The 26,301-nt window shown below is 56.1% G+C and carries 22 protein-coding genes; 4 read left to right on the plus strand and 18 right to left on the minus strand.

Going from position 1 to position 26,301, the window contains the following annotated elements; translation table 11 throughout:
- Nucleotides 1–641 precede the first annotated feature (641 nt).
- The 5 genes from prpD to F568_RS0119475 form a co-directional block, all read right to left on the minus strand.
- Complete coding sequence (gene prpD / locus F568_RS0119455) at nt 642–2,126, minus strand: 2-methylcitrate dehydratase (protein ID WP_019020442.1); 1,485 nt, start codon at nt 2,124–2,126, stop codon at nt 642–644.
- Nucleotides 2,127–2,223: 97 nt separating this feature from the next.
- Nucleotides 2,224–3,351 carry a bifunctional 2-methylcitrate synthase/citrate synthase gene (prpC, locus tag F568_RS0119460; RefSeq protein WP_019020443.1) on the minus strand — a complete coding sequence of 376 codons (1,128 nt, stop codon included), beginning with the start codon at nt 3,349–3,351 and terminating at the stop codon, nt 2,224–2,226.
- Between the two features lie 55 nt (nt 3,352–3,406).
- Nucleotides 3,407–4,297, minus strand: a complete 891-nt coding sequence (gene prpB / locus F568_RS0119465) for a methylisocitrate lyase (RefSeq protein ID WP_019020444.1) — start codon at nt 4,295–4,297, stop codon at nt 3,407–3,409.
- The gene (locus F568_RS0119470; RefSeq protein WP_040476661.1) at nt 4,294–5,025 is read right to left on the minus strand and encodes a GntR family transcriptional regulator; all 732 of its coding nucleotides are present in this window, start codon (nt 5,023–5,025) and stop codon (nt 4,294–4,296) included. The genes prpB and F568_RS0119470 overlap by 4 nt, the downstream gene beginning before the upstream one ends.
- 138 nt (nt 5,026–5,163) lie before the next feature.
- Nucleotides 5,164–6,024 (minus strand): alpha/beta fold hydrolase, encoded by an 861-nt coding sequence (locus tag F568_RS0119475; RefSeq protein WP_019020446.1) that lies wholly within the window; start codon nt 6,022–6,024, stop codon nt 5,164–5,166.
- Nucleotides 6,025–6,142: 118 nt separating this feature from the next.
- On the opposite strand from F568_RS0119475, the gene pabB reads away from it, so the two are divergent.
- Both pabB and F568_RS0119485 read left to right on the plus strand, forming a co-directional pair.
- Nucleotides 6,143–7,492, plus strand: coding sequence for an aminodeoxychorismate synthase component I (pabB, locus tag F568_RS0119480; RefSeq protein ID WP_019020447.1), 1,350 nt, complete (start codon nt 6,143–6,145; stop codon nt 7,490–7,492).
- A gap of 176 nt (nt 7,493–7,668) precedes the next feature.
- Nucleotides 7,669–8,289, plus strand: a complete 621-nt coding sequence (locus F568_RS0119485) for a phosphoadenosine phosphosulfate reductase domain-containing protein (RefSeq protein ID WP_019020448.1) — start codon at nt 7,669–7,671, stop codon at nt 8,287–8,289.
- Between the two features lie 63 nt (nt 8,290–8,352).
- Here the strand turns inward: F568_RS0119485 and cysB are convergent, their stop codons facing one another.
- Nucleotides 8,353–9,324, minus strand: coding sequence for an HTH-type transcriptional regulator CysB (gene cysB, locus F568_RS0119490; RefSeq protein ID WP_019020449.1), 972 nt, complete (start codon nt 9,322–9,324; stop codon nt 8,353–8,355).
- Nucleotides 9,325–9,598: 274 nt separating this feature from the next.
- Between cysB and trxA the strand changes: the two genes are divergently transcribed.
- Nucleotides 9,599–9,922: a thioredoxin gene (trxA, locus tag F568_RS0119495; RefSeq protein WP_019020450.1), complete on the plus strand. Its 324-nt coding sequence runs from the start codon at nt 9,599–9,601 to the stop codon at nt 9,920–9,922.
- Nucleotides 9,923–10,383: 461 nt separating this feature from the next.
- Here trxA and F568_RS0119500 read toward each other — a convergent pair whose 3' ends face one another.
- The 4 genes from F568_RS0119500 to F568_RS0119515 form a co-directional block, all read right to left on the minus strand.
- Nucleotides 10,384–11,466: an AI-2E family transporter gene (locus F568_RS0119500; RefSeq protein ID WP_019020451.1), complete on the minus strand. Its 1,083-nt coding sequence runs from the start codon at nt 11,464–11,466 to the stop codon at nt 10,384–10,386.
- 154 nt (nt 11,467–11,620) lie between these two features.
- Entirely contained in the window at nt 11,621–13,435 is a 1,815-nt protein-coding gene (locus F568_RS0119505; protein ID WP_019020452.1) for an acyl-CoA dehydrogenase C-terminal domain-containing protein, read from the minus strand.
- Between the two features lie 142 nt (nt 13,436–13,577).
- A complete protein-coding gene (locus tag F568_RS0119510; RefSeq protein ID WP_026300666.1) occupies nt 13,578–14,339 on the minus strand; it encodes an SDR family NAD(P)-dependent oxidoreductase in 762 nt (253 codons plus the stop codon).
- A 170-nt stretch (nt 14,340–14,509) separates the two neighbouring features.
- Nucleotides 14,510–15,097 (minus strand): TetR/AcrR family transcriptional regulator, encoded by a 588-nt coding sequence (locus tag F568_RS0119515; RefSeq protein WP_051088010.1) that lies wholly within the window; start codon nt 15,095–15,097, stop codon nt 14,510–14,512.
- 131 nt (nt 15,098–15,228) lie between these two features.
- Between F568_RS0119515 and F568_RS0119520 the strand changes: the two genes are divergently transcribed.
- A complete protein-coding gene (locus tag F568_RS0119520) occupies nt 15,229–16,422 on the plus strand; it encodes an acetyl-CoA C-acyltransferase (protein WP_019020455.1) in 1,194 nt (397 codons plus the stop codon).
- An 86-nt stretch (nt 16,423–16,508) separates the two neighbouring features.
- On the opposite strand, the gene pstB is transcribed toward F568_RS0119520, so the two are convergent.
- From pstB to F568_RS0119560, 8 genes are all read right to left on the minus strand, one after another.
- Nucleotides 16,509–17,360: a phosphate ABC transporter ATP-binding protein PstB gene (gene pstB / locus F568_RS0119525; protein WP_019020456.1), complete on the minus strand. Its 852-nt coding sequence runs from the start codon at nt 17,358–17,360 to the stop codon at nt 16,509–16,511.
- 29 nt (nt 17,361–17,389) lie between these two features.
- Complete coding sequence (gene pstA / locus F568_RS0119530) at nt 17,390–18,556, minus strand: phosphate ABC transporter permease PstA (protein ID WP_019020457.1); 1,167 nt, start codon at nt 18,554–18,556, stop codon at nt 17,390–17,392.
- A gap of 21 nt (nt 18,557–18,577) precedes the next feature.
- Nucleotides 18,578–19,834: a phosphate ABC transporter permease subunit PstC gene (pstC, locus tag F568_RS0119535; protein ID WP_019020458.1), complete on the minus strand. Its 1,257-nt coding sequence runs from the start codon at nt 19,832–19,834 to the stop codon at nt 18,578–18,580.
- A gap of 113 nt (nt 19,835–19,947) precedes the next feature.
- Nucleotides 19,948–20,961, minus strand: a complete 1,014-nt coding sequence (locus F568_RS0119540; RefSeq protein ID WP_019020459.1) for a PstS family phosphate ABC transporter substrate-binding protein — start codon at nt 20,959–20,961, stop codon at nt 19,948–19,950.
- Between the two features lie 97 nt (nt 20,962–21,058).
- Nucleotides 21,059–21,781: a sulfite exporter TauE/SafE family protein gene (locus tag F568_RS0119545; protein ID WP_019020460.1), complete on the minus strand. Its 723-nt coding sequence runs from the start codon at nt 21,779–21,781 to the stop codon at nt 21,059–21,061.
- On the minus strand, nt 21,774–22,961 hold the full coding sequence (locus F568_RS0119550) for a Bcr/CflA family multidrug efflux MFS transporter (RefSeq protein WP_019020461.1): 1,188 nt from the start codon (nt 22,959–22,961) through the stop codon (nt 21,774–21,776). Before F568_RS0119550 ends, F568_RS0119545 begins: the two co-directional genes overlap by 8 nt.
- 190 nt (nt 22,962–23,151) lie before the next feature.
- Entirely contained in the window at nt 23,152–23,544 is a 393-nt protein-coding gene (locus tag F568_RS23395) for a response regulator (protein ID WP_019020462.1), read from the minus strand.
- A gap of 2 nt (nt 23,545–23,546) precedes the next feature.
- Nucleotides 23,547–26,162 (minus strand): sensor histidine kinase, encoded by a 2,616-nt coding sequence (locus F568_RS0119560; RefSeq protein ID WP_019020463.1) that lies wholly within the window; start codon nt 26,160–26,162, stop codon nt 23,547–23,549.
- Nucleotides 26,163–26,301: the final 139 nt, after the last annotated feature.

Genomic DNA, 26,301 nt, shown 5'->3' on the forward strand with positions numbered 1-26,301 from the left:
AACTCTTCAGTTTAAAATCATATAGTCCGTTAAGCGGACCAAACTTGGCTCAAGGTTCAAACGAATTCATCTGTTGACGAGTCGCTTGCCTTGATTTTCGGTGACTGGTCACCGCATCATCGACAAGCGCCCACATGAATTACCTGATCGATTGTTAAAGAGCGTTGCAACTGGAAGCGAGCACTGCATGCTGACTTCCTCACCCCTCGGGGCTGCCTCGTTGCGAGAGGGCGTATTCTACCGATCCGGGCCGCGCTGTCAAGCCGCTGTTTTCGCCGTTGGCCATCATCTCTAAAGAGCGCTGGCCGAACCGAAGCACCTGAATCCCGTGCCTTCGATCCTGTCGGGCGAACCCCGATCCGTGGCGGTGCATTCTACCGAATGCGGCGTGTCTGTCAACTGCCCTTTCTCAGCGAACCGAGAAAAACCCCAACAGAAACAGCGCCTTGCGCCACCTTCACCGCCAACCACGTATGCCCGTCGTTGGCAGCGGATGCGTACTTTACGGCCCACCAAGTGACCTGGCAAGCCCCCAGCAGAAAAAAAGTGTAGTTCAAGCAATTACGCCCTGCCATGCGAGCTGCAAAATTAATATTGTTGTCACGGCGGGGGTGCCAAGCCTCCGCCGTGGTGAAGCAGGGTTAGATGACGAACATATCCATGAACTCGTTGACCGGTGTGGCTTCTAGCAATGCCTGATCCTTGCAAAGCATAAAGATGGCTTGGCTACGCCCGGCCGGGAAGCGTGTCGCCAGATTGGCCTTGAACTTGGCCTCGAGTAGAGGGATACCGTCCTGACGGCGCCTACGATGGCCGATCGGATATTCGACCACGACATTCTCGGTACTCGAGCCGTCTTTGAAGAAAACTTGAATAGCGTTGGCGATCGAACGTTTATCCGATTCCATGTACTCGCGGGTAAACCGTTCGTCCTCGACAACTTCCATCTTTTCGCGCAGCTCGTCGATGATCGGGTTGGCGTAGTGGAATTCATCTTCATAGTGTTCGGCCACAAGGCTGCCGAATGCCAGGGGTACTGCCGCCATGTACTGTAGACAGTGATCCCGGTCTGCCGGGTTGGCCAGTTTGCCTGACTTCGAAATGATGCGAATCGCGGATTCATGGGTAGTAATGACGATACGGTCGATCTCGTCCAAGCGGTCCTTGACCTGCGGATGCAGTATGACCGCCGCCTCACAGGCTGTCTGGGCATGGAACTCCGCCGGGAAAGAAATCTTGAACAGCACGTGTTCCATAACGTACGTCCCGTAATTACGGGTGAACTTGAACTTGCGCTCATTCTCATCCTTGATCTGCTGATCCTTATTGGTCTTGGAAAACAGTACATCGTAGAAGCCCCACTGCGGTGCAGTAAGCACGCCCGGGATACCCATCTCTCCACGCATGGCGATATCGGCCAGCCGTACCCCGCGAGACGTCGCATCCCCAGCAGCCCAGGACTTACGGGACCCCGCGTTGGGCGCGTGGCGGTATGTCCGCAGGCTCTGACCATCAGCCCAGGCATGAGACAAGGCGGACAGGAGTTGCTCCCTATCGGCCCCCATCAACTTGGCGACCACAGCTGTCGAAGCCACCTTGACGAGCACGACATGATCGAGCCCGACACGGTTGAAGGAGTTTTCCAGCGCCAGCACACCCTGAATCTCATGCGCCATGATCATGGCTTCGAGCACGTCACGCATGGTCAGCGGCGGCTTGCCCGATGCGATGCGCTTTTGTGACAGGTGATCAGCGACAGCAAGAATGCCACCCAGATTATCCGAAGGATGCCCCCACTCAGCGGCCAGCCACGTGTCGTTGTAATCCAACCAGCGGATGATGCACCCGATATCCCAGGCAGCCTTCATCGGGTCCAGCCGGAATGAAGTGCCTGGCACTCGTGCCCCATGGGGCACGACCGTGTTTTCCACCACCGGCCCCAAGTGCTTGGTACATTCCGGAAAGCGTAGCGCAAGAAGACCGCAGCCCAGCGTATCCATCAGACAGTTACGAGCCGTATCCAGCGCTTCCTGGCTTTCTATCTTGTAGCCAAGCACATAGTCAGCGATCTTCTGCAGCTCGATGTCATAGTCTGGGCGTTGATTGATATCGACATTGGCGCTCATCGAAAACATTCCTTGGTATGGCGGTGTCTACCCGCCGATCAGTTGAGACAAGAATCGATGCTAGACGATGGGCCCGACGTGTCGGGCCCAGGCGAACTCAGTTGCGCTGCTCAATCGGCAACCAGGGTTGCTTGTCGGGGCCGGTGTAGTCGGCACTTGGCCGGATGATGCGGTTATTGGCGCGCTGCTCAAAAACATGCGCACACCAGCCAGTTAGGCGTGAACAGACAAAAATCGGTGTGAATAGCTTGGTAGGAATGCCCATGAAGTAATAGGCACTAGCATGGAAGAAGTCGGCGTTACAGAACAATTTCTTCTCGCGCCACATGACTTGCTCTACACGCTCGGAGACCGGATAGAGGCGTGCATCCCCGACATCCTCAGCCAAATTCCGCGACCATTGCTTGATAATGGCATTGCGTGGATCGGACTCACGGTAGATAGCATGTCCGAAGCCCATGATCTTTTCCTTGCGCTCGAGCATGCCAAGAATTTCACGCTCGGCCTCATCTGGCGATTGCCAGTGCTCAATCATCGCCATCGCCGCTTCATTGGCACCACCATGTAGCGGCCCTCTCAACGACCCGATGGCACCAGTGACACAACTGTGAATGTCGGAAAGCGTCGAGGCACAGACCCGGGCCGTGAATGTCGAGGCGTTGAATTCATGTTCGGCATACAAGATCAATGAAACATTCATGACACGGGCGTGCAGCTCGGATGCCGGTTTTCCATGCAGTAGATGCAGGAAATGGCCGCCGATGGATTCATCGTCAGTTTCAGTCTCGATACGCACGCCATCGTGGGAATAGCGGTACCAGTAATTGATGATGGAAGGAAATACCGCCAGCATGCGATCGCTGCGATCCTGCTGCTCACCGAAGCTTTCCTCTGTCTCGAGATTACCCAACATCGACGCCCCGGTACGCATCACGTCCATAGGGTGGGCATCGGCAGGAATCTGTTCCAATACCGCTTTCAGCGCAGTCGGCAGGCCACGCAGCGTTTTTAGCTTGGCAACGTAATCATTCAATTCCTGACGATTGGGCAGCTTGCCCTTGAGAAGCAGGTAGGCAACCTCCTCAAAGCGGGCATGCTCTGCCAAGTCATGAATATCGTAACCGCGGTAGGTCAAGCCCGAACCACTCTTGCCGACCGTGCATAGCGCCGTGCTACCGGCACTCTGGCCGCGCAATCCGGCTCCGTTGTTCGCTTTCTCAGACATGGCATGTCTCCTATGGGCGTGTTGAGCTTGTCGTTATCGTTGTTCAGCCAGACAGCTACTCAGTACCTTTCTCCTCGGCAAATAGAGCATCGAGTTTGCGCTCGAAGGCGTGATAATCGAGAAAGTCGTAAAGTTCGTCACGAGTCTGCATAAGGTCCACCACCTCCCGCTGATGGCCTTTTTCATGAATACTGCGGTAAACCTGGAGAGCGGCAGCATTCATGGCCCGGAACGCTGACAGGGGATACAGCACCATACGACACCCCACCTCGCCGAGTTCTTGTTGCGAGAATAGCGGTGTAGCGCCGAACTCGGTGATGTTCGCCAGGATTGGGGCATGAACTCCTTCACAAAACGCGCGATAGTCGTCCAGCGTGTGCACGGCCTCTGCAAAGATTGCATCGGCGCCCGCTTCGATACATGCATTGGCACGGTCGATAGCCGCATTCAGCCCCTCTTTCTGAAAGGCATCGGTGCGCGCGATCAGATAAAAGTCAGGATCAAGCTTGGCATCGGCAGCCGCCTTGATGCGGTCGACCATTTCCTGCTTGGACACGATAGCCTTGTTAGGGCGATGCCCGCATCGCTTCTGCGCTACCTGATCTTCGACATGTACGGCCGCGACGCCGGCACGCCCCATCTCCTTGATGGTGCGTGCGATATTGAAGGCACCACCCCAGCCGGTATCGATGTCCACCAACAGCGGCAGCTCGCTGGCTCCGGTAATGCGGCGAGCATCCTCCACGACATCGTTCATGGTGGTCATCCCCAGGTCGGGCATGCCAAACGAGGCATTGGCGACCCCTCCCCCCGAAAGATAGATGGCCCGATGGCCTACCTGTTCAGCCATCAGGGCCGAGTAGGCGTTGATCGTACCTACGATGGGTAATGGGCGATGAGCATCGAGAGCGGCACGAAAACGTGCCCCAGGCGTGGGCTGGTTCATGAGGTTGTCCTTTGGATGGGAGAGATCGTGGCTTCTTCCTGCTTGAGCACCTCGGCATAGCGCTCTGCCACATTCTCTCGAGAGGCGCTTACGTGCCGACGCATCAATAGTTCGGCGAGCTCTTCATCTCCGGCTTCGATGGCATCGACGATACGATGGTGCTCGACAAAGGCGCGCTGCGGGCGTGAGCCGCTGGCACTGAACTGGGTACGATACAGACGCACCAAGTAATAAAGATCGTCGCAAAGTATGGTCATCAGCATGCGATTGTGACTGCCGAGAACAATGCGATAGTGGAAGTCCAGATCCCCTTCCCGCTGATAGTAGGCTTCACCACGCTGCAGGTCGGCCTGCCGCTCATGAAATGCCAACACTTCGCGAAGTCCCGCAATTTCTTCGGAACTCATATGACGTGCGGCCAGCCTGGCCGCCATGCTTTCCATGGCCTCCCGCACGTCGAAAAGCTCAAGTAACTCTTTCATGGACAGCTTGACGACCCGAGCTCCCACATGAGGCACGCGCTCGATCAGCCGATGTGCTTCCAGCCGTCGCATGGCCTCGCGAAGAGGACCGCGAGAAATGCCGTACGTTTTCGACAGCCCCGGCTCGGTAATCTTGGTTCCTGGTGCCAGCTCACCGCGAACGATGGCATCTTGGAGCTGATTGAAAACCCGCTCAGCCAAGGTTCGCACTTCAGGAAGCACACCATCCTGCATATTGGAATTCATGATTGATTGTCGACAATAAGTGATTGAGGGAACTCTAGCCAGCACTAGCTGACCGGTCAATAGCGCTTGGCTCCCGATCTTCTACACCTTTCGGCGTAGAAGCAAGTGGCAACCACCAAGCTGTTGTCGACAATCCTTTTACGTTAGCGTCAAATGCGCCATGAGCAGTGAGGCGATGCGTCGCGGCTTTTGGAAAGGTAGGGAATGATCTGTGCCAGGCAGCTCCCGATATACCCAGTCGGAACGTGAGTTAGCCAATAGCGCATGATAATTTTTCATGGCTTCTGGACTCTTGCCACCAACGATGCTGATAACGGCCTCCTGATTTTTAAGGAGCGCCTCGCGATCCATGTGCCGTACAGCTTGTGTCACGCAGTCCAGGGCATTGGCAAACCCCAGCGGCCGGTGGGCCAAGCGCGCAATCGACATTCGCTCGGCCCGGGGATTACGCGAGCGGTTGGGAGCAATAAGATCGAGAAAGGCAACGATGCCGGCTTCAGGCGTCTCAGCTTGCCGGATCCGCTCCGCCGCCTCAGCGTAAGCTTCACGTACTTGGATCATCTTGGCACGGTCTTCACGCTCGAGCAGAGCCGGTTCGATAAGGCACATGCGTGCAATCCGTCTTCCCATCCGCTGTTTCAAACGCATGGCGACCAGCCCCCCAAATGAATAACCAACGACGGTATCCAGCCGCTCACAGCCTCGAGCGTGCAGCACTGCTTCGATGTCGGTCGCGACATCTTCTAAAGTGAAACCACGCTCCTGACCGTCAGAGTCTTGGGTCAACCCCATCCCTCGTAAGTCAGGCACGATAATGTCTCGCCATGACTCGAGATGGCCAATCATGGGCTGCCATGTCAATTCACCGGCGACTCCCGCGCCGTGAAGTAGAAGCAATGTTCCCTGGCCACCTCCATTACTACGATGCAGGTGACGCCAGGCCACATACTGGCCCTGGCGCTCGAGTCTTCCACGTTCGAGGCGATAGTCGGCATGCATCTAAAGGTTCCATCGATCAATCGGCAAATAAAGTTAGGCATTATCCCGTTCACCTGCGGGGCGGACAAATTCTTCCTGGACCCCTAGAATGTTCCGCTTGCTGAAGGAAACGCTTTGCATGACCTCAAAACTAGTTATCGCTTCCCTGCCATACCATGCCGACCCTTTGGAACGCTTTTCCCGCCTGCGGCACCGAGAAGGCGCCGTCCTCCTCGATAGCGGCCGTCCGGAGGGGCCCGGCGGGCGTTACGACATCCTGACGAGTGACCCTCTCGCCACGCTCGAAGTCGACACTAACGGCAAGGTTCATTGCGATAAAGACCTGTGCTTGCCGCAGGAGCCGTTCAAGGCTCAGCAGGCACTACTTGAAAGTCTTGATGTCGATCTGCCTGATAGCGATCTTCCCTTTCTTGGCGGGCTGATCGGCTACTGGAGCTATGATCTTGGTAGAGTCCTGGAAACTTTGCCGGACCGTACCCAAGTGACGACCTCGCTTCCCTGGAGCCGGCTGGGTCTCTACGACTGGGCCTTGATCCAGGATCATGTCCGTCGGGAAGCGTGGCTGGTCGCCACGCCGGAACGCAGGCGGCAAGTCGATGCCTGGCTGGCTCGCACACCACTCACGTTACCCGCCTTCTCCGTTACAGCGCCATTTCGCGCGGAAATGGATCAAGCGAGTTACGGCGAGCGCTTCCGATCAGTACAACGCTATATTCAGGCGGGAGATTGTTATCAGATCAACTTGGCTCAGCGCTTCAGCGCACCTTACCAAGGTGATGTCTGGGAAGGTTATCTGGCCTTGAGGCGCGCCACCCCAACTCCCTTTGCCGGTTTCATGGCCTGGGATGACAAGGCGATCCTCTCCCTATCTCCAGAGCGGTTCCTGCAAACCCGACAAGGCCAAGTGGAAACTCGTCCCATCAAGGGAACCCGCCCGCGCGGCAAGACACCGGAAGAAGACGCCCGGCTCGCTACAGAACTGTCGACTAGCACTAAGGACCGGGCCGAGAATGTAATGATCGTAGACCTGCTGCGTAACGATCTAGGCCGCGTATGTCGTGCAGGCAGTGTCAGGGTACCGCAGCTTTGTGGGCTTGAAAGTTACGCCAATGTGCATCATCTGGTAAGCGTGATCACGGGGGAACTGAAATCATCGTCCTCACCGGTCGACCTGCTGGCAGCCGCATTTCCCGGCGGCTCTATCACCGGCGCTCCCAAAGTGCGTGCCATGCAGATTATTGATGAGCTAGAACCCAGCCGACGCAGCGCTTACTGCGGCAGCCTTGGCTACATCGATCGGCGGGGAACGATGGATACCTCAATCGCGATTCGAACCATCATTGCGGATGGCGGGGAGCTCCATGTCTGGGGCGGCGGAGGCGTGGTCAGCGATTCCGATGAAGAAGAGGAATACCAGGAAAGCTTGGCCAAGATTGCACGCCTGATGGACGCTCTCTCAGATGTGTAGCTATGGCCGAATGGGTACCGTCCGCTTTTTTATTAGATTTCTGACTAAGAACTTCTCGACACCTATATTCCAGCTATATAAGCACCGAACTAAACAGTATTGGGGCGAGAAGCACGCCCTTTGCTAGGGTAATCACATTCTGGGAAGCCTGCTTCCCTCACGCTTCTGGAGGGCTTATGGACCTGAACATCGACTCAATCAATGAGCAATACGGCAATGATCCCGAGGCTCTGACGCGCTGGGCGCTGGGGCTCGGCAAACTTGCCATCTGCACAACAAATTTTCGGCCCTTCGAGGCCGTTATTCTGCACATGGTCACCCGAGTCCAGCCCGACATTCCCATCGTCTGGATGGACTCCGGCTATAACACCGAAGCCACTTACCGGTTTGCCGATGACGTTACCAAGCGACTCTCGCTGAACCTGAGCATCTATCATCCTAGACGTTCGCGGGCCCATCGTGAGGCACTGGAGGGTTCAGCACCGACAATCGACGACCCACGTCATGCCTCGTTTACCGAGGAAGTTAAGCTCGAACCTTTCGAACGCGCCCTTCGTGAAATGGCTCCTGACGTCTGGTTTACTGCAGTTCGGGCTGAAGACACGGCGCAACGTGCTCAAATGCAGCCAGTGTCGGTCAACGATAATGGTCTGATCAAGGTGGCACCGGTGCTGCATTGGACAGCCAAGGAAATGTATCAGTATCTGCAGAAACACGACTTGCCCAACAACTTTGATTATTTCGACCCCACCAAGGTGGAAGAGAAGCGCGAGTGCGGCCTACACCTTCAGCACTAACGCTTATATCAGCGCTTGGCCAAAGCCCTGCCATTAGACTATGGCAGGGCTTTTGGGGTGCACTTAACGTACCGGCAATTCAATATCGGCAAAAAGCGCCTGCTCATGTCGAGGGCCAGCCGCCAATGCTTCATCGACGATGTCACGGGTAAGGTGAGGCGCGAACCGCTCCACGAAATCGTACATGAAACTGCGCATGAAGGTGCCCCGACGAATGCCAATCTTGGTTGTCGAGCTTTCGAAGAGATGGCTAGCGTCCAGAGGCACCAGATCCTGGTCCGCCTGGGGGTCAATAGCCATGCGCGCTACGATGCCGACTCCCATCCCGAGACGCACATAGGTTTTGATAACGTCAGCATCTGCCGCCGTCAGGACCACATTAGGGGTCAAGTTCCTTCCACGAAAGGCATCGTCGAGCTGAGAGCGACCTGTAAAACCAAAGACGTAAGTCACCAGGGGATACTCGGCTAATGCTTCCAGGGTCAATTCTTCAAGTTCGGCCAAGGGATGCCCCTTGGGAACCAGCACGCACCGATTCCAACGATAGCAAGGCAACAACACCAGGTCGTTGAACAACTCCAGCGACTCGGTACAAATGGCAAAATCCGCTGCTCCTTCACTTACCATCTGAGCAATCTGCTTGGGTGTACCCTGCTGCATATGCAAGGCTACGTCCGGATATTTGCGAGTAAACTCACCGATCAGCGGCGGCAGCGCGTACCGGGCCTGGGTGTGGGTTGTCGCAATGGAAAGGCTTCCTTTCCGTTCATCGCTATGCTCTTGGGCAACCTGCTTGATATTATCGACGGTACGCAGCACTTCCCCTGCCAACTCGATAATCGACTGACCCGCCGGTGTTACTCGCGTAAGATGCTTACCACTACGTGCGAAGATTTCAACACCGAGTTCATCTTCGAGAAGGCGAATCTGCTTCGAAATGCCCGGCTGGGACGTGAACAGGCTCTGTGCCGTAGCTGAGACGTTCAGATTATGCCTAGTGACCTCCCAAATATAACGTAGCTGCTGTAACTTCATGCCGGCTGACTCCACAAGGGCGAAAAAGCCGATTGGCAGCTGCCCTTAATTCTTAAAAGAAATAAAATACTAGAAAATAATGACAAAATGGAATATAAAAGCATCATAGCTGCCTCGCTGGCCGACGGCAAGAGGCGCCATACAAGGCACCCGCAATAACGTCTACCTATCGGCTTTCTTGGTAGAGTCCATTTGCCAGCCAGGCAGGCTAACGCTACCATCAGCCGACTACACTACTACGCTAGTGATAAGCGCAAGCAATTGGAGATTTCCCATGGCCAACAATGTCGACGTCACTACTGCCAACTTCGAGCAGGAAGTACTCAAAGCTGAGAAGCCTGTTCTGCTCAAATTCTGGGCACCCTGGTGCGGTCCGTGCAAGATGATGGCGCCGGTCGTCGAAGAGGTGGCCGACGAGAAAGCTGACAACCTCAAGGTCGTCAGCATCAACGTGGACGATGCCCCGGAAATCGCAGCCGAACACGGTGTTCGCGGTGTCCCGACCGTCATGCTATTCAAGTCTGGTGCCAAGGTCGCTTCGCTGGTAGGCGCCCAGTCGAAGTCGCAGCTCAACCAGTTCATCGACCAGAACGCCTGATCCTCTCGTTATATCCCATAAAACAAAGCGAACGTCCTAACACAGGACGTTCGCTTTTCCGTCATGAAGCTTTTGATCAAATATTAAATATTGGTTTTTACCCTGCCACATTTCTCCCTCGAAAAGCACCTAATATTAATAGCACTTTTAAACACAGCTATTCCATTTAAAACCAAAACTCTTACAAATCCCAAAATGACTGCAAATAAATACTGAAGCGAAGTCAGCGACGAAGAACAGGCCTATTTTTGGCGGCTTGGTAACGAGCATTTAATCAACAGCCTTTAAACATTAAACATTAGACAATAGCTCTGGAACATTATAAAAGCTCCCCGGGCAGTTCAAAGCAAAAACAATTCGAGCGTGCTTACCAGGCCATGGGCAACACGAAAAGCCATCTATGCTTGATCTTATCCTCCTACTGCCTGTGGCTATATAACCCCGCCCATATTTAATAATCATCATTGCCGTTTGAAAAAACGAGGTTTTGCTTGGCGCTGCTCTGAACTTCCGCCTAAAAGCTGCGCCAACCACTGTGTTTCGGGATGGCTGTTGAGCGCTATTTTCAATGTCATGGTCAGTGGCACAGACAACAACATGCCTACAGGCCCTAATATCCAGCCCCATACAACCAAGGATAGGAAAGCCACCAGCGTCGAAAGACCCAATGTATGGCCCATTACACGAGGCTCGATCAAGTTACCTATCACAAAGTTGACAACCAGGTAAGCGATTGCCAGCAAGAAGGCATCCCAAGGCCCGCCTTCCGGCATGACCAAGGTCAATAAGACAGCAGGGATCGCCGCCAAGGCTGAGCCAATGTTGGGAATGTAATTCAGGCAAAACGCCAGTGAGGCCCACAGTAGAGGGAAGCTGACGCCGATCACAAGACAGGAAAGAAATATCAGCACCCCTGTCGCCAGGCTAATCAGCGTTTTAATGGCCAAATATCGCTTGAGATTGGCACTGAACTCATTGAACCGCATCAGGCTAGGCACTGGGTCTTCCAAGGCAAGCAGCACTTTGTCTCGGAAATGAAGGGTCTCGAACAGCATGAAGCCAACCAACAAGGTGATTAGTAAGCTCTGCGAAATAAGACTGCCCAGACTATCGAGCACGGTTGGAATAAACTGCGACAAGGTCGACATGTCGAGCCATTTGGTGATGCTATGCGGCTGAAGATATCCGCCAAGCTCTGGCGCCCAGCTTATCAAGGCGTAGTACTGAGCGAGTAACTGCTCCTCGAGTTTAGGCAGCACCTCCATGAATGTGGCAATGCTGCCTGCTAGCAACGACCCTAGCAGCACTACCCACAAGCCGAGGATGAGAAGTGTAACCAGCACCGCCATGCTGCGTCCCAAGCCCAGGCGATGCAACCACTGTACCGGTGCCGTACAGATGACGGCGATGAATAACGACAGCACCAAGGGCACCAGAATTTCGGCCCCCAGCTTCATCCCGGCAATGATAATAACTAACGCAGCCAGCGCCAGTAGCAGATGAAAAGGAATGGCGCGCTTTTCTTGATCGACATCATGGTCCATGAAGGCCTTCCTGGCAAAATGACTCTAACCCGCATAATGACGGCATGACGAGGTTACTACAATCGCCCCTGAACGGAGCAGTAAAAAAAGCGGGCCGAAGGCCCGCCGCAAGAGACTGGTCAGAGCACCTGACCCAGAGAGAACTAGATGTATTTCAAACCTCAAACCCCAAGCCAAACGCCCCATCTTTCATAGTCATCAGTGGCTCGGCCCCCGCCCTGATCATTTCGGCATGGGCGCGCGTCCGCGGTAGCAGCCGCTGATAATAGAAGCGTGCCGTATCCAGCTTTGCCTGATAATAATCAGAGGATGCATCGTTACCCTCTTTCAGAGCTAGCTGTGCTGTTCGTGCAGCGCGTGCCCAGAAGTAGGCCAACGTTACATACCCTGCATATAGCAGGTAATCCACACTGGCAGCACCCACCTCTTCACGGTCACTCATGGCCCTCATGCCCACTGCCATGGTGAGGTCGCCCCACTCCCCGTTGAGGCGAGCCAATGGTTCGATGAATTCCTTGAGGGACGCGTTGCCAGCTTCGGCCTGGCAGAACTTATGTATTTCCTTGGTGAACACTTTCAATGTTTCACCTTGGTTCATCAGTATCTTGCGGCCGAGCAGATCCAACGCCTGGATGCCGGTAGTGCCTTCATAAAGGCGAGTAATCCTGGCATCGCGGACAAACTGCTCCATGCCCCATTCCTGGATGAACCCATGCCCGCCGAAAACTTGCACGCCTTCGTTGGTCGCTTCGAACCCCAACTCTGTGAGAAAGGCCTTAACGATGGGAGTCAGCAGTCCCAGCAAGGATTCGGCCTGCTCCTTTTCGGCGCTATCCGTGCCTTGCTCGACGATGTCGACCAGTTGCGCCGTATACAACACTAGCATGCGCCCGCCCTCGGCGAGCGCCTTCTGGGTCAGCAGCATCCGACGTACATCGGGATGCACAATAATCGGGTCGGCAGGCTTGTCAGTGGCCTTGGGACCGGAGAGCGAGCGCATCTGCAAGCGGTCACGTGCATAGGCCAGCGAATTTTGGAAACTCGCTTCCATCAAGCCCAGACCCTGAATACCGACACCTATACGCGCCACGTTCATCATTGTGAACATGCAGGCCAAGCCCTTGTTGGGCGGGCCCACCAAGAAGCCCTTGGCATCGTCGAAGTTCATGACACACGTGGCGTTACCGTGAATGCCCATCTTGTGCTCGAGTGAACCGCACTCCACACCATTACGCTCGCCAGGGTTGCCCTGAGCATCGGGAAGAAATTTTGGTACCACAAATAGCGAGATGCCTCGCGCCCCCTCGGGAGCATCCGGCAGTTTGGCCAACACGAGATGAACAATGTTCTCGGCAAGATCATGCTCGCCAGCCGAAATGAAAATCTTGGTTCCCGTGATGCGATAAGCCCCATCTTCATTGGGTGTAGCTCGTGTCCTTATCAACCCCAGGTCGGTACCGCAGTGCGATTCGGTCAGGCACATGGTGCCCGTCCATACCCCTTCGACCAGCTTGCCAAGATAGGCTGTCTTCAGTTCATCACTGCCATGATGCCGCAGAGCATCGGCAGCACCATGCGATAACCCTGGGTACATGCCCCAGGCAAGGTTACTGGCACAGATCATCTCAGACAGCGCCATGCCCAAAGAGGGGGGTAAACCCTGGCCACCATATGCGGGATCGGCCGCCAGGCTTGGCCATCCACCTTCGACATACTGGGCATAGGCTTGCTTGAATCCTTTCGGTGCCTTGACTTCACCTCCTTCGAGAAGACACCCCTCACGATCCCCCACTTGGTTGAGCGGCAGGAGTACATCGTGGGCGAAGCGTCCCCCTTCCTCTAGTATTGCCGCTACTACATCAGGAGTCGCGTCTTCGCCGTTGTGCAAGCGGGCATAATGAGCGGGGTAATCGAGCATCTCGTTCATCACGAAACGCATATCGCGCAAGGGGGCCTGATAACTCGGCATGTCATCTCTCCTGGCATTCGACATGGAAGGCAGCCTCGCGCGGCCTTCAAACATTCGTTTGAAATTAGGCCAAACGGCACCTCAGGTCAAGCGTTCGTTTGAAACTGCTCATCTGCTCGCCTACCTGCCCCTGGTAAGCCGGTTACTGCATTCGAATACCGCCGTCGAGGCGGATCACACTGCCATTGAGCATAGTGTTGGTGATGATGTGCTCTGCCAACGCTGCGAACTCGCCCGCCTTGCCCAACCGCTTGGGAAATGGCACCAACGAGGACAGCGAGGCGACCGCGTCGTCGGGAATGCCCTGCATCATGGGCGTTTCAAAAATGCCGGGAGCAATCGTCATGACACGGATACCATGGCGTGACAGTTCCCGGGTCAACGGGAGCGTCATCCCGGCAACGCCGGCCTTGGAAGCACTATAGGCTGCCTGTCCCACCTGGCCATCGTAGGCGGCAATCGATGCCGTATTGATGATCACTCCTCGCTCACCATCGTCGTCTTCTGGCGCATTCTTTGCCATCGCCGCCGCCGCAAGCCGCAATACGTTAAAAGTGCCTATGAGATTAATGCTGATCGTTCGTGAAAACGCCTCCAACTCGGCTGGATTGCCATCACGATCGAGTAACTTAGCGACACTGACTATGCCGGCACAATGCACTACACCATGCAGTCCGCCCATGGCCACGGCGCGATCCACGGCCGCTTGTATGTCATCAGGGCTAACCACATCGCCGCGCATCGCCACGGCGGAACTGCCCAAGCGCCTCGCTTGATCCTCAACGGCTTCACTGAGGTCAATGAGTATGACATTGGCACCACCGGCTACCAATCGCTCTGCCGTCGCGGCGCCCAGTCCGGATGCCGCCCCCGTTACTAGAAATGTATGGTTTGCCAACTGCATTTCCATTCCCCTCTTGTCTGCGGTCTGTGCCACTCACCTTTAGCCGTGAGAAGCAGATATCGCTTGGCCAAGCTATCGTTTACGTTAACGTAAAGTAAATGCTAGCCTTCTTTCCAGCATCCTCTCGCTATCTCATCTTCAGGATGGAACGCGAAAGGCATCTCTTCAGCTCAGGCCGGCGATGCAGGAGAGTGGGTTATCATCGTGACCAGCTCTTGGGCCAGTGATTCCGGAGAGCGCGGTCCCTCAGGATCATACCAACGTACCGTCCAGTTGAGCGCCCCAAGAACGAAACGGCGTGCCGATAACGGATCACCATAAACCAAGCCGGCTTCCGAGGCGTCTTCAATTACCTCTTTCCATAACGCTTCGTAAGCATCGCGCAAGTGAACGAGATGGGATCGTGACTCATCATCGAGACGCCGCCATTCATAAAGAGCCACGACATGGGCGTTGCGATCCGTGAGCAGGGTTTCCAGATGCGCACGCACCATGGCATCGAGCCTTCCCCGAGGGGTGTCGTGGGCTTCGCTCAACGCATGATTCGCCAGTGCCAAGGCGTTATGCATACCCTCTTCAATGACTGCACAGAGTATTTCCTGCTTGTCTCGGAAATGGTGAAACAGGCTTCCCGACTTGATTCCCATGTCTTTCGCCATCATTCGCACCGTCGTCCGGTCGAAGCCCTCTACGACGAAAAGACGAGCAGCGATCCGGATCAGTTCCTTGCGACGGCTGGAGGCGTTCACTAAAGTCATCGAATTAACACTAGCGCTTGCTTGGTTAGCCCTGAGCAAACCATAGCCCTACGCCGTGGTCAATCGAGCGTGCTCCCTCCCCCGCGCTTGGAAAGGTCTCGCTCTATCAAGAACAATGACCGGAGAAAGTCATGACTAATACTAATGCTTCCAATGTCGTCATCCTTTCCGGGTCTCGCACGCCAATGGGCGGAATGTTGGGTAACCTTTCGAGCCTGACCGCCCCCGAGCTGGGCGCAATCGCTATACGTAGCGCCATCGCACGCGCCGGTATCGCGGCCGATGCCATAGATGAGGGTATCCTGGGCTGTGTCCTTCCCGCTGGCGTTAAGCAAGGCCCCGCCCGCCAGGCCATGCGGCAAGCTGGAATTCCGGATAGCATCGGTGCCACCACGATCAACAAGCTGTGCGGCTCGGGCATGAAGGCCACCATGCTCGCCCACGACCTGATCCGCGCCGGTAGCGGTAGTATCCTTCTTGCAGGGGGCATGGAGTCGATGTCCAACGCCCCGCATGTACTAACAAAGGCCCGCAGCGGTTACCGACTGGGGCATGGCGAGCTCAAGGATCATATGTTCCTCGACGGCCTGGAAGATGCCGAGACTGGTCGCTTGATGGGTTCTTTCGCCCAGTATATTGCCGACGAGCGCGGCTACACCCGGGATCGTATGGATGATTTCGCCATCGCCTCGCTGGAACGCGCCATGACTGCACAGGAAAAGGGATTACTCGAAGCGGAAATGAGCCCGGCCGCGGTGACCACGCGCGCGGGTGAGAATGTGGTCGACCATGACGAACAGCCTTTCTCCGCCCGTCTGGACAAGATTCGAACACTGCGCCCGGCTTTTGCCAAGGACGGCACGATCACGGCGGCCAACGCCAGTTCAATATCTGACGGCGCCTCGGCCCTGATCCTGGCCAGTCAGGCCGCCGCCGAGACCCAAGGCGCCACGCCATTGGCCCGCATTCTCGGCCATGCCACGCACTCCCGGCACCCCAACGAGTTTACCATCGCCCCGGTCGATGCCATTGGCAAGCTAATGACGCGCCTCGGCTGGCACGTGGATGACGTCGACCTGTTCGAAATCAACGAAGCCTTTGCCGTCGTGACATTAATGGCCATAGATGATCTCCGTATCCCTCATGACAAGGTCAATGTCTTTGGTGGCGCCTGCGCCCAAGGGCATCCGATCGGCTCGACGGGTTCAAGAATCATTGTCACCCTGCTCAATGCGCTTCGCCAGCGTGGCGGTAAGCGTGGTATCGCCAGCCTGTGTATTGGCGGTGGCGAAGCAACAGCCGTGGCGATTGAATTGCTTGAGTGACCGAATCCTGGATGTTCATCTTCGCATCACAAGCGTCACGCAAGGCAACAATAACAAGGCCGGCATATTGCCGGCCTTTCTGCACCTCAACCGTATCGGCCAGTGATGTAATCCTCGGCCTTCTTGGTGTGGGGGTTGGAGAACATCATTCGCGTGTCGTTGTACTCGATCATTTCGCCAAGATGGAAAAATGCCGTGTAGTCTGCGACCCGCGCCGCCTGCTGCATATTGTGGGTCACCGTAATAATGGTGAACTGTTTCTTGAGCTTGTCCATCAAATCTTCAATGGTCGCCGTAGAGATCGGATCGAGCGCCGATGTCGGTTCGTCCATTAGAATCACATCGGGCTTCACGGCGATTGCACGTGCGATACACAGGCGCTGCTGCTGCCCACCCGACAGTGATGTGCCTGGCTCCTGCAGCTTGTCCTTGACCTCGTTCCACAGTCCGGCATCTCGCAATGCCTGCTCCACCAGCTCGTCCTGTTCCGCCTTGCGGCTCACCAGGTCATGCATGCGCGGTGCGTAAGCGATGTTCTCGTAGATAGATTTGGGAAACGGATTTGGTTTCTGAAAGACCATTCCAACCCGCCGACGCAGCGCGACTTCGTCCATCTTTGCGTCATTGACGTCACGCCCGTCCATCTCGACCAATCCTTGAACTCTCACGCTCCTGATCAGGTCGTTCATGCGATTCAGGCAACGCAGGAAGGTAGACTTGCCACAGCCCGACGGGCCGATCAATGCCGTGACATTCTTCTGATAGATGTCAATGTTGATGTTCTTGAGCGCCTGGTTGTTGCCATACCACAGGTTGAGATCGCGGACCCGAATGCTCAGGGCGTGGTTGGCATCCTCGTTATGGTTTACCGGCTGCCCCGGGGAGCGCTCATGGTTCGGCGCGGAGTGCGCATCGATCTGGGCGGTCTGTTGATTCATCAGTATTTATCCCGTTAATGGTCGCCGGCTTACCAGCGACGCTCGAATTTCTTGCGCATCCAGACGGCGCAGGCGTTCAGCGAGATCAGCACGGCCAGCAATACGAGAATGCCTCCCGCCGTCTTTTCGGTGAAAGCGCGCTCTGGTTCACCGGCCCATGTAAATATCTGGGCGGGCATGACCGTCGCTGCATTGGAGAATGACGTCGACACGTCCGGAATGAATGCCACCATACCGATAATGATCAACGGAGCGGTCTCTCCCATCGCTTGGGCCAACCCGATGATCGAGCCGGTCATGATGCCCGGCAAGGACAACGGCAGGACGTGATCGCGCACCACCTGCCAGCGGGAACAACCGACACCGAACGCCGCCTGACGAATGGTATCCGGCACACTACGCAGCGCGGTGCGTGTGGCAATGATAATGACCGGCAACGTCATCAGGGCCAGAGTCAGACCACCCACTAACGGTGTGGAGCGTGGCACCCCGAAGAAATTGATATAAATGGCCAAGCCCAGCAGGCCGAACAGGATCGACGGTACGGCAGCCAGGTTGTTGATATTTATCTCGATGATTTGAGTGAGGCGGTTATCCGGGGCAAACTCCTCCAGGTAAACTGCGGTCATGACCCCGATCGGAAAACACACAGCCATGGTGACGATAAGGGTCAATACAGTCCCCACCGCGGCAGATGCAATGCCGGCCAGTTCGGGCATCTTTGAGTCACCCGAAGTGAAGAAGCGGGTATTGAACTTGAGCTCCGCCCGGCCGGCTTCCTTAAGCCGGTCCACGGCACGTTTATGGCTCTCACTCAGCCGCGTGTAATGCCCCTTGAGGTACTGATCCACCTCGGAATCCGCCAGCACCCACTCCATGCGTGTCGTCCCCATCAGCTCGGGGTTGTCACGCATCCGTCCGGGAATCAGGCGCAGATAACCTCGGCTGACCAAGCTGCGCGCCTCGTCGCTGACTGCCGCCGGGGGGATCTGCATCGACTGCTCGGTGTAGCTGACCTCTACCTGGATCTGCGCCTGCTGAAAGGCTGGCAGTCCCTTGACCAGCATATCGCCGATGAAAACGACCAGAAACGTCGCTGCCAGGATCAGCGCTCCCATCGACATCCACTTCAAACGGGCCGACTTACGATGACGCCGCTTAAGCTGGGCTGTGATCTCGTCGAAGGATTGACTCATGCGTTTGGACCCACTCCGGTGTCACAGGTTATTGGAACGATACTTTTCACGGAAACGGCGAATCATGATCACCGACACCATATTCAGGGCAAGGGTCACCACGAACAGCACTAGCCCAAGCGCAAAGGCCGACAGCGTCTCGGCACTTTCGAACTCCTGATCACCGGTAAGTGCCGCCACGATCCGCACCGTCACGGTGGTCATGTCTTCTAGCGGGTTTGCCGTCAGGTTGGGACGCATGCCCGCCGCCATGACTACAATCATGGTCTCACCCAAGGCACGGGATACGGCCAGTAGCGAGGCAGAGATGATGCCGGGCAGCGAGGCAGGCAGCACGACGCTCTTGATGGTTTCCGCCTTGGTCATACCCAGCGCTAGCGAGCCTTGGCGCATACTGTCAGGCACAGCGGTAATGACATCGTCGGACAGCGACGAGATGAACGGGATGATCATGATTCCCATGACCAGGCCGGGAGCCAGGGCATTGCTGTACGAAGCGTCCAGCCCCAGCACGCCAGCGATATCCACTACGATGGGTGCCACGGTAATTGCAGCGAAGAATCCATAAACGACCGTCGGAATGCCGGCCAGCACTTCAAGGACCGGCTTGGCCAGGGTGCGAATACGATCCGGCGCGAACTCTGCCATGTAAATCGCCGAAAAAAGCCCGACCGGTATCGCCACCATCATGGCAATCAAGGTAATGATGAAGGTACCGACAAAGAGCGGCACCGAACCGAACTGAGCCGCGCTGCCGGCCTCATCCCCACGGCCTGCCGCCGCTAGAAAGCTGGCTCCCGGGTTCCAGATCGTTCCGGTGATGAATTCCCAGAAACTCTGCATCTGAAAAAAGCGTACCGCCTCGAAGACGATCGACAGAAGGATGCCTAGCGTTGTGATGATCGACACCATGGCGGCAGCCGCCAGGATGCCCTGGATCACACGTTCGATCGCCTGACGCGCATGGAAGTCCGGGCGAACCTGCTTCAATCCTAGCAACAGGCCGATCGCAGCGATGGCGAGACTGGACGCAAGGAGATAAAGCGTGGGAATTTCAGCACCAAGCAACAGCATGGCAAAGGCGCCTACGGCGCTAACCAACACGGCGGGGCCCGCCGTGATGAGCACCGAAAACCAAGCGTACTGGTCAGGCTGGGCATACATTGCCGTTCCGCTGGCGCGCGTACGCGTCGCCTTGGCGCGGGCCATGAAAAAGGCGGCCAACCCCAGGGCGAGCAGCACCCCACAGAACAGCAGGAAAATCTGGTTGGTCTGCATCTGAACTCTCTTGAAGTGAAGCGGCCTGCAATGAGCTGCGATAGCCGCCAACACCTAGCTACAGGTTCAGGCCGGCAGCGTACGCTACCGGCCCGGTCATCACTGTTTTCCGATTACTTAAGGTCGGACAGCTCTAGCTTAGCGTGACTCTCGACTTCCTGACGTGCTTCGGCACGATCCTCTTCCGGCAACGGAATCAAGCCGATGCCTTTCAGGTAGCCCATCGGACCGATCATCTGCTCGCTCATGAACAAGTTGGCGTACTCATGCATCGGCGGCACTTCTTCGGCATGCTGGTTCTTGATATAGAAGAACATGGAGCGTGACACCGGATAGTCGCCAGAGCTGATCGCTTCAGGCTCCGGAGCAACGCCATCGACGGAAGCCCCGCTCAGGGAGTCGGCATTCTCTTCCAGGAAGGAGTAACCGAAGATACCGAAGGCATCGGTGTTTTCCGTGAGGCGCTGCACGATCAGGTTGTCGTTTTCACCGGCATCGATATAGGCACCGTCGGAACGGATATCGGTATACGCTTCGCCACCGTAAGCTTCCATATCCTCGGATGCCGCTTCCATGACCAGCTCTTCAAACGCATCACGCGTGCCGGAAGTGGTCGGCGGACCGTACACAGTGATCTTGCGGTCAGGCAGTGAGGAGTCGATATCGCTCCAGTTCTTGTAGGGATTGTCGACGAGCTGACCATCCTGCGGCACCTTCGCAGCCAAGGCCTTGAAGATCTGTTCACGAGTCAGGTTGATCTGCTCGTTGCTGTTGGACTGGGCGAAGGCGATACCGTCGTAGCCAATCTTGGCTTCGGTAATGTCGGTCACCCCATTTTCCTGACAACGCTCGAACTCGGACGTTTTCATGCGACGCGAGGCGTTGGTGATATCCGGGGTACCTTCACCGACACCGTTACAGAACAGACGCAGGCCGCCACCGGAACCGGTCGACTCGATGACCGGCGTGGGATACTGCGTGGTAGCGCCAAATTCCTCGGCAACGTAGCTGGCGAACGGATACACCGTACTGGAACCGACGATACGGACCTGCTCACGCGCTTGTGCGACCCCGATGACGCCCATCACGGCGGCAGCGACAGCGGTAGTCTTGAGGATGCGATTCATGCGGGTAACTCCTGTCGATGAGAGTGATCAACCTTCGCGAGACACAAGATGCCCAATGAAGATGACAGCTTTATGACAGCCGCTACGAACAGCCTAGTCAAAAGAGTAGACCCAAGGCTGCGATGATGCTCAATATTAGCGAAGACCACTGGAGGGTATTCCGATCGAGGCGATGAGCCATACGTGACGCCAGCAAGTTACCTAGCACCACAGCAGGCAAGAAGCTAGCTGCCATTCCCAAATGCCAAAGCTGAATTCTGCCGGCAAGAAGCAAGGCCAATAATGTCATCGTGGCACTTACGATGAAGAACGCCGACAGGTTTGCACGCGCCGAATCCGCAGGCAGACGATGCATAAGCAGTGCGATAGGCGGCCCGCCGATGGCCGACACGGTTCCGAAGATGCCCGAGACGATGCCAGCGACGAACAGGTTAAGCCGGTTCAAGGGCAGGCTGACATTAAGCAGACTGACTGCCACTGACGACAATACGATCAAGGCGATAAGCTTTTCCAGAACAGCCAGTGGAGCCACCAACAGCAGACAGACGCCCAGTGCGGTACCTGGCACTCGCCCCACCAATGCCATCCCCACCGCATTCAGGCGGATTTCCCGTCGATAGGCCCCGATCATCATTAGCGCTACAAGTAGACCGAACATGACGAGAACGGTCGGCACCAGGCGCGGCTCCATCATTAGAATCAAGGGAGTGCCAATAACCGCCAGGCCGAACCCGGTAGCCCGCTGAACAAAGGCCCCCAGGAACAGACTGCCTGCGCACCCGAGCCAGACCCAGCCAGACACACCTATCCACTCAGCCACGCAACGCCGATCCCGAAAGAACCCGGACACTAAAATTACCCAACAGGGCGGCCCCCAGCATGGTAAGTACCATTGGCCAGGCACTGGGAATCTCGAACGCACCGACCAGCACCCCAGCCAATGCGCCGCAGGAAAACTGGATACTGCCCATCAATGCAGTTGCCGTGGCGCTCATTCCAGGAAAATTATCCAGCATGGAAGACATGGCGTTCGGGCTGATCAACCCCTGCATACCAACAAAGAGTGTCATCAGCGGTACGACAACGGCCAGCGCATCGAGTCCGGTAGCAAACACCAGTACCAGCAGAAGCCCGGTCACCAGTTGGATGCCCAGCCCCCACAATAGGTTCTGCTGTGGGGCGCGCCGCTTGAGCAGCCGAATGTTCAGCCGGTTCGACGCAGCCATGACGATAATATTGGCACCGAAGATGAAGGGATAAACAGCCGGCGATACCCCGTAGTAGTCCATGTAGAGAAACGGCGACCCGGTAATGAAGGCAAACATTCCGGCAAACGACATGGCCACGGCACTGATGTAACCCATTGCTTCACGGTGGCGAAGTACGGCGAGATAATTGGCCAATATCTGCCTTGGCCCGGCGACCTCGGCATCGGCGCTACGCGTTTCGGGAAGATAGCGGCTAAGCAGCCACAGTACGAATGCAGCATATGCACTAAGAAAGGCAAAGATCAGCCACCAATCGGCCAGATACAGCAGCGCGCTGCCCAAGGCTGGGGCCACCAGAGGCGCCAGCAACATGATCATTACCATGGTCGAGAAGACCTTGGCAGCCTCGCGCCCACTAAAGCAGTCACGCACGATAGCCGAGGAGTTGACCACCGAGGCCCCTCCCCCCAAGGCCTGAATGAAACGTAACGCCCAAAGCATTTCCAGCGACTCGACCTGGGTGATGGCCAGGCTGGCAAGCATGAACGTCAGAATGCCTCCAAAAAGAACCGGCCGTCGTCCTACCCGGTCGGACAAAGGCCCGAAGACAAGTTGACCCAATGCGAAACCGAACAGGAAGACACTGACCGATAACTCGGTAAGGTGAACACTGGCACCTACGCTTTCGGCGAGCGCCGGAATTGCCGGAAGATAGGCATCGATAGCCAGCGGCGCGAGAGCCGTGTTTGCCGCGACCAGTAATGCGATGCGTCGAGAATCAAACTGATGCATAAGCCTCCTTGCTGGTCCAGCGACAGGAACCAAGACCATAAGGGGGCTAATCATAACAGCGAAGATGTCAGGGCGCGCGTACCACCCCCCCCCTTGCACACGGCAAACAGGAAGAAACCCAAGGCAACGGGGCTTCAAAAAAGGACTAGGGCCATGAAAGCACGTAGAGAACGCGAAGCGACCCCTGGGGCTAACGCTGTAGCTCTTGGCTGACGAACGCTTCGCCAGCGAGTATCTGCTGGATTGCCAGCGGCAGTTCATCCGGCTCCCCCTTGAGAATGTAGCCGCTGGCACCGGCATCGAACGCCTGCTCGACGTAGTGTTTTTCTCCATGTCCCGACAGCATGGCGCAAGGCAAGCCAGGCTGCTGCTCATGAAGTTTTCTGATCAACTCCATGCCGCTCATGCCTGGCAGTGACATGTCAATGAGCACCAGGTCCGGTGAAGGGACAGGAAATCGCTCGAGGGCAGCTTCTGCGCTTTCAACAACACCCACCACCTCAAGAGACGCCTCCAGCGCGAGGAATTCGGTCAACATATCCCGCATCAGCGGATTGTCTTCAACCACGAAAATCCGAGCCATAATCACTCCTTGATGTTGCCGACACTTAGCGTGTTACAGGGCACGCGAATGATCACCTGCATCCCCCTGCCTAAAGAGGACTCGATGTACATACGCCCCCCGACCTGACGTAGCCGCTCCCGCACGCTCGACAATCCGAAGCCGGTTCCCTGACGTTCAGCCCCCGTTGCTTTGTGCATCCCCAGCCCTTGATCTTCGACACGGATGATCAGGTCCTGCTGAGTCTGTTTCAGCTCAACGGTAGCGCGATCAACACCGGCATGCTTTTTTACGTTGAACAGTAACTCTCGCACGACCTGGAAGAGCAGCACGCGAAGATCCTCGTCGAGAGCGGGCATGGTACGCCCGGTTATCAGTTCAACGTCGAGGCCGTGCAACTCAAGCATCTGTCGTTGCAGCCACTCCAGAGCATCGGCCAAGCCTTCTGTCTTGAGAATCGGGGGGCTGAGGTCCACGGTCAACTGACGCGTGGTACCAATCGCCTGCTTGATGAGTTCCCGCGTTTCCTCAACCATGTCTGCAAACGCCATCTGCCGGTCAAGGGTCAGCCGGTTGCTGACCATACGCAACTTCATCTGCAAGGCATACAGTAATTGTTGCAGGTCGTCGTGGAGAATCTGCGATACCCGGCGACGCTCCTCCTGCTCAGCCATCGTTAGGCTGTATGCCATACGACGTACTTCTTCTTCCGCCCGCTTGCGTTCGTCGATATCAGTATTCGTGCCAAACCAACCCACGATCTTGCCTACACCGTCACGAAGGGGAATACCACGGGCCGCAACCCAGCGCCAATTGTCGCTGCGCGCATGCCAAAGGCGATACTCCACTAAGTAGGGCTGTCCAGAGCGGGTGGAACGCTGCCAAGCTCGTTCAATCGATGCCACATCGTCCGGGTGAACTACACGCTTCCAGTCCCCCTTCAGCCAGCTCTCAGCATCTTGTCCAGTAAAAGCTCGCCAGGAAGGCGAGTCCTCGGCCTTGCGTCCCGTGGCATCGGTACTCCAGATGATTTGTGCAGAGGTAGTCACCAGCAGACGGAAACGTTCTTCACTTTCGGCAAGGGACTGCGTTCTTTCGGCAACCAGCTCCTCAAGCCGGTCCATCGTCATGCGCTGGTCATGAATATCGTTGGCCGATCCGAACCAGTGGGTAATATCGCCATCGTCGTTGCATATCGGCACAGCCTCGACCAGAAACCACCCGTAGCTGCCATCGGAACGACGCATACGATGTTCATCGCGAAAGCGCATGCCAGTCTCTACCGCATGCCGATACTTATCCAGAACAGCGTTCCGATCATACGGATGGATAGCCTCCATCCAGCCATAACCATTCGCCTCCTGGGATGACTGGCCGGTATATTCCGTCCAGCGACGATTGACCCACACTCGTTGCCCACCGGGATCAGCCTGCCAGAGCATATCGGGGGCCAGATCGGCAATGGCATGAAAGCGGGTTTCGCTTTCATAGCGTGCCTGTTCGGCGTGCTTGTGCGCCGTGATATCGATCACGAACTCTACGCACTCGTTCTCGCTGAGCTGTGCCCCTGCAAACAAGCCCCACCAGCGCGTTCCATCAGGGCGCACCAGCTCTTTTTCATAGGGTGTAAAACGACCATTGGCCTTCAGTTCTTTGAAGGCCTGCAAAGTTCGAGGCATCCATTCAGGTAAGGTGATAAGTTCTGAGCTCAATTCGCCACGTTGCAAGGCCTCACGTCGCAGCCCGGTCATACGCAGAAACGTGTCATTGGCTTCGAGGAAGGTGCTTTGCATATCGAAGAACAGCACACCGACCGTCTCGATTTTTAGCACACGCGCAATTCGCCGTTCACTGTCACGCAACGCTTCTTCCATTCGGCGTCGCTCGGTGAGGTCAAGCATGGAGCCGATCATGCGATAGGCGTGGCCGGCACTGTTCCGGGCGATGTAGCCGCGATCAAGAAATGCCCCGTACGTGCCGTCCTGGTTTCGAAAGCGATATTCGTCGCTCCAAGTTTCCATGCCACCGTCGATGGCGGCATGGATACCCCGTAAGACTTGGCTGCGATCCTCAGGATGAATGTTTTCGTACCACCACTCGATGGTCGACCCAAGCTCCGCCTTTGAATAACCAAGCCGGGAAACGATGGCCTCGTTCCATTCGAGGCTGTCATCCTTCAGGTTCCAGTCCCAGATAATATCGTTGGTTGCGCGCCCAACAAGGCGATAGCGCTCGTCGCTTTCACGTAGCGCTTCCTCCACCCTTGCACGTTTCATCTGGGCGGTTGTCTCAAGTACCGTGGCCAATACCCCACCAATATCGCCGTTATCATCAAGAACAGGACTGAACGACAGCGTAAAGTACGCTTCTTCAGGAGTGTCGTTTCGCTCAAGCACCAATCGTTGATTCTCGAACGTGAGCGACTCCCCACGCTCAAACACTTTTTCGAAAATAGGGGCATTGAATTCCCATATCTCGGGCCAGCACTCCCGTCTTGGCTGCCCCAGCCCCCGTGGATGCTTGTTGCCCATGACCTCGCGATAGCCATCGTTATAAATCTGCACGAGCTGCGAACCCCAGAGCAGGATCATGGGCGTTGGCGATGCGACGACAAGCCCGGCAGTGGTACGCAAACTCATCGACCAGTTTTCTACTGGGCCCAGAAGTGTCTGCGTCCATGATTTTTCGCGACAACATTGCGCGAGCTCGCCCTCATTACAGAAAAGCCTCGCTGACAAGTTCTGTCGGACGTCGTGATCGGTTGACGACACGGGTTGA

The organism is Modicisalibacter luteus DSM 23508 (assembly GCF_000378505.1).
GTDB classification, from domain to species: domain Bacteria; phylum Pseudomonadota; class Gammaproteobacteria; order Pseudomonadales; family Halomonadaceae; genus Modicisalibacter; species Modicisalibacter luteus.

Bases quoted from the DNA above. Each gene is read 5' to 3' on its own strand.
- cysB (WP_019020449.1), bottom strand. From the start codon at position 9,324: ATGAAGTTACAGCAGCTACGTTATATTTGGGAGGTCACTAGGCATAAT.
- F568_RS0119560 (WP_019020463.1), bottom strand. From the start codon at position 26,162: ATGAGTTTGCGTACCACTGCCGGGCTTGTCGTCGCATCGCCAACGCCC.
- pabB (WP_019020447.1), top strand. From the start codon at position 6,143: ATGACCTCAAAACTAGTTATCGCTTCCCTGCCATACCATGCCGACCCT.
- F568_RS0119510 (WP_026300666.1), bottom strand. From the start codon at position 14,339: ATGCAGTTGGCAAACCATACATTTCTAGTAACGGGGGCGGCATCCGGA.
- F568_RS23395 (WP_019020462.1), bottom strand. From the start codon at position 23,544: ATGGCTCGGATTTTCGTGGTTGAAGACAATCCGCTGATGCGGGATATG.
- prpD (WP_019020442.1), bottom strand. From the start codon at position 2,126: ATGAGCGCCAATGTCGATATCAATCAACGCCCAGACTATGACATCGAG.
- F568_RS0119550 (WP_019020461.1), bottom strand. From the start codon at position 22,961: ATGCATCAGTTTGATTCTCGACGCATCGCATTACTGGTCGCGGCAAAC.
- F568_RS0119515 (WP_051088010.1), bottom strand. From the start codon at position 15,097: ATGACTTTAGTGAACGCCTCCAGCCGTCGCAAGGAACTGATCCGGATC.
- F568_RS0119505 (WP_019020452.1), bottom strand. From the start codon at position 13,435: ATGCCGAGTTATCAGGCCCCCTTGCGCGATATGCGTTTCGTGATGAAC.
- F568_RS0119470 (WP_040476661.1), bottom strand. From the start codon at position 5,025: ATGAATTCCAATATGCAGGATGGTGTGCTTCCTGAAGTGCGAACCTTG.
- F568_RS0119485 (WP_019020448.1), top strand. From the start codon at position 7,669: ATGGACCTGAACATCGACTCAATCAATGAGCAATACGGCAATGATCCC.
- prpC (WP_019020443.1), bottom strand. From the start codon at position 3,351: ATGTCTGAGAAAGCGAACAACGGAGCCGGATTGCGCGGCCAGAGTGCC.
- F568_RS0119475 (WP_019020446.1), bottom strand. From the start codon at position 6,024: ATGCATGCCGACTATCGCCTCGAACGTGGAAGACTCGAGCGCCAGGGC.
- F568_RS0119540 (WP_019020459.1), bottom strand. From the start codon at position 20,961: ATGAATCGCATCCTCAAGACTACCGCTGTCGCTGCCGCCGTGATGGGC.
- trxA (WP_019020450.1), top strand. From the start codon at position 9,599: ATGGCCAACAATGTCGACGTCACTACTGCCAACTTCGAGCAGGAAGTA.
- pstB (WP_019020456.1), bottom strand. From the start codon at position 17,360: ATGAATCAACAGACCGCCCAGATCGATGCGCACTCCGCGCCGAACCAT.
- pstC (WP_019020458.1), bottom strand. From the start codon at position 19,834: ATGCAGACCAACCAGATTTTCCTGCTGTTCTGTGGGGTGCTGCTCGCC.
- F568_RS0119520 (WP_019020455.1), top strand. From the start codon at position 15,229: ATGACTAATACTAATGCTTCCAATGTCGTCATCCTTTCCGGGTCTCGC.
- F568_RS0119500 (WP_019020451.1), bottom strand. From the start codon at position 11,466: ATGGACCATGATGTCGATCAAGAAAAGCGCGCCATTCCTTTTCATCTG.
- pstA (WP_019020457.1), bottom strand. From the start codon at position 18,556: ATGAGTCAATCCTTCGACGAGATCACAGCCCAGCTTAAGCGGCGTCAT.
- prpB (WP_019020444.1), bottom strand. From the start codon at position 4,297: ATGAACCAGCCCACGCCTGGGGCACGTTTTCGTGCCGCTCTCGATGCT.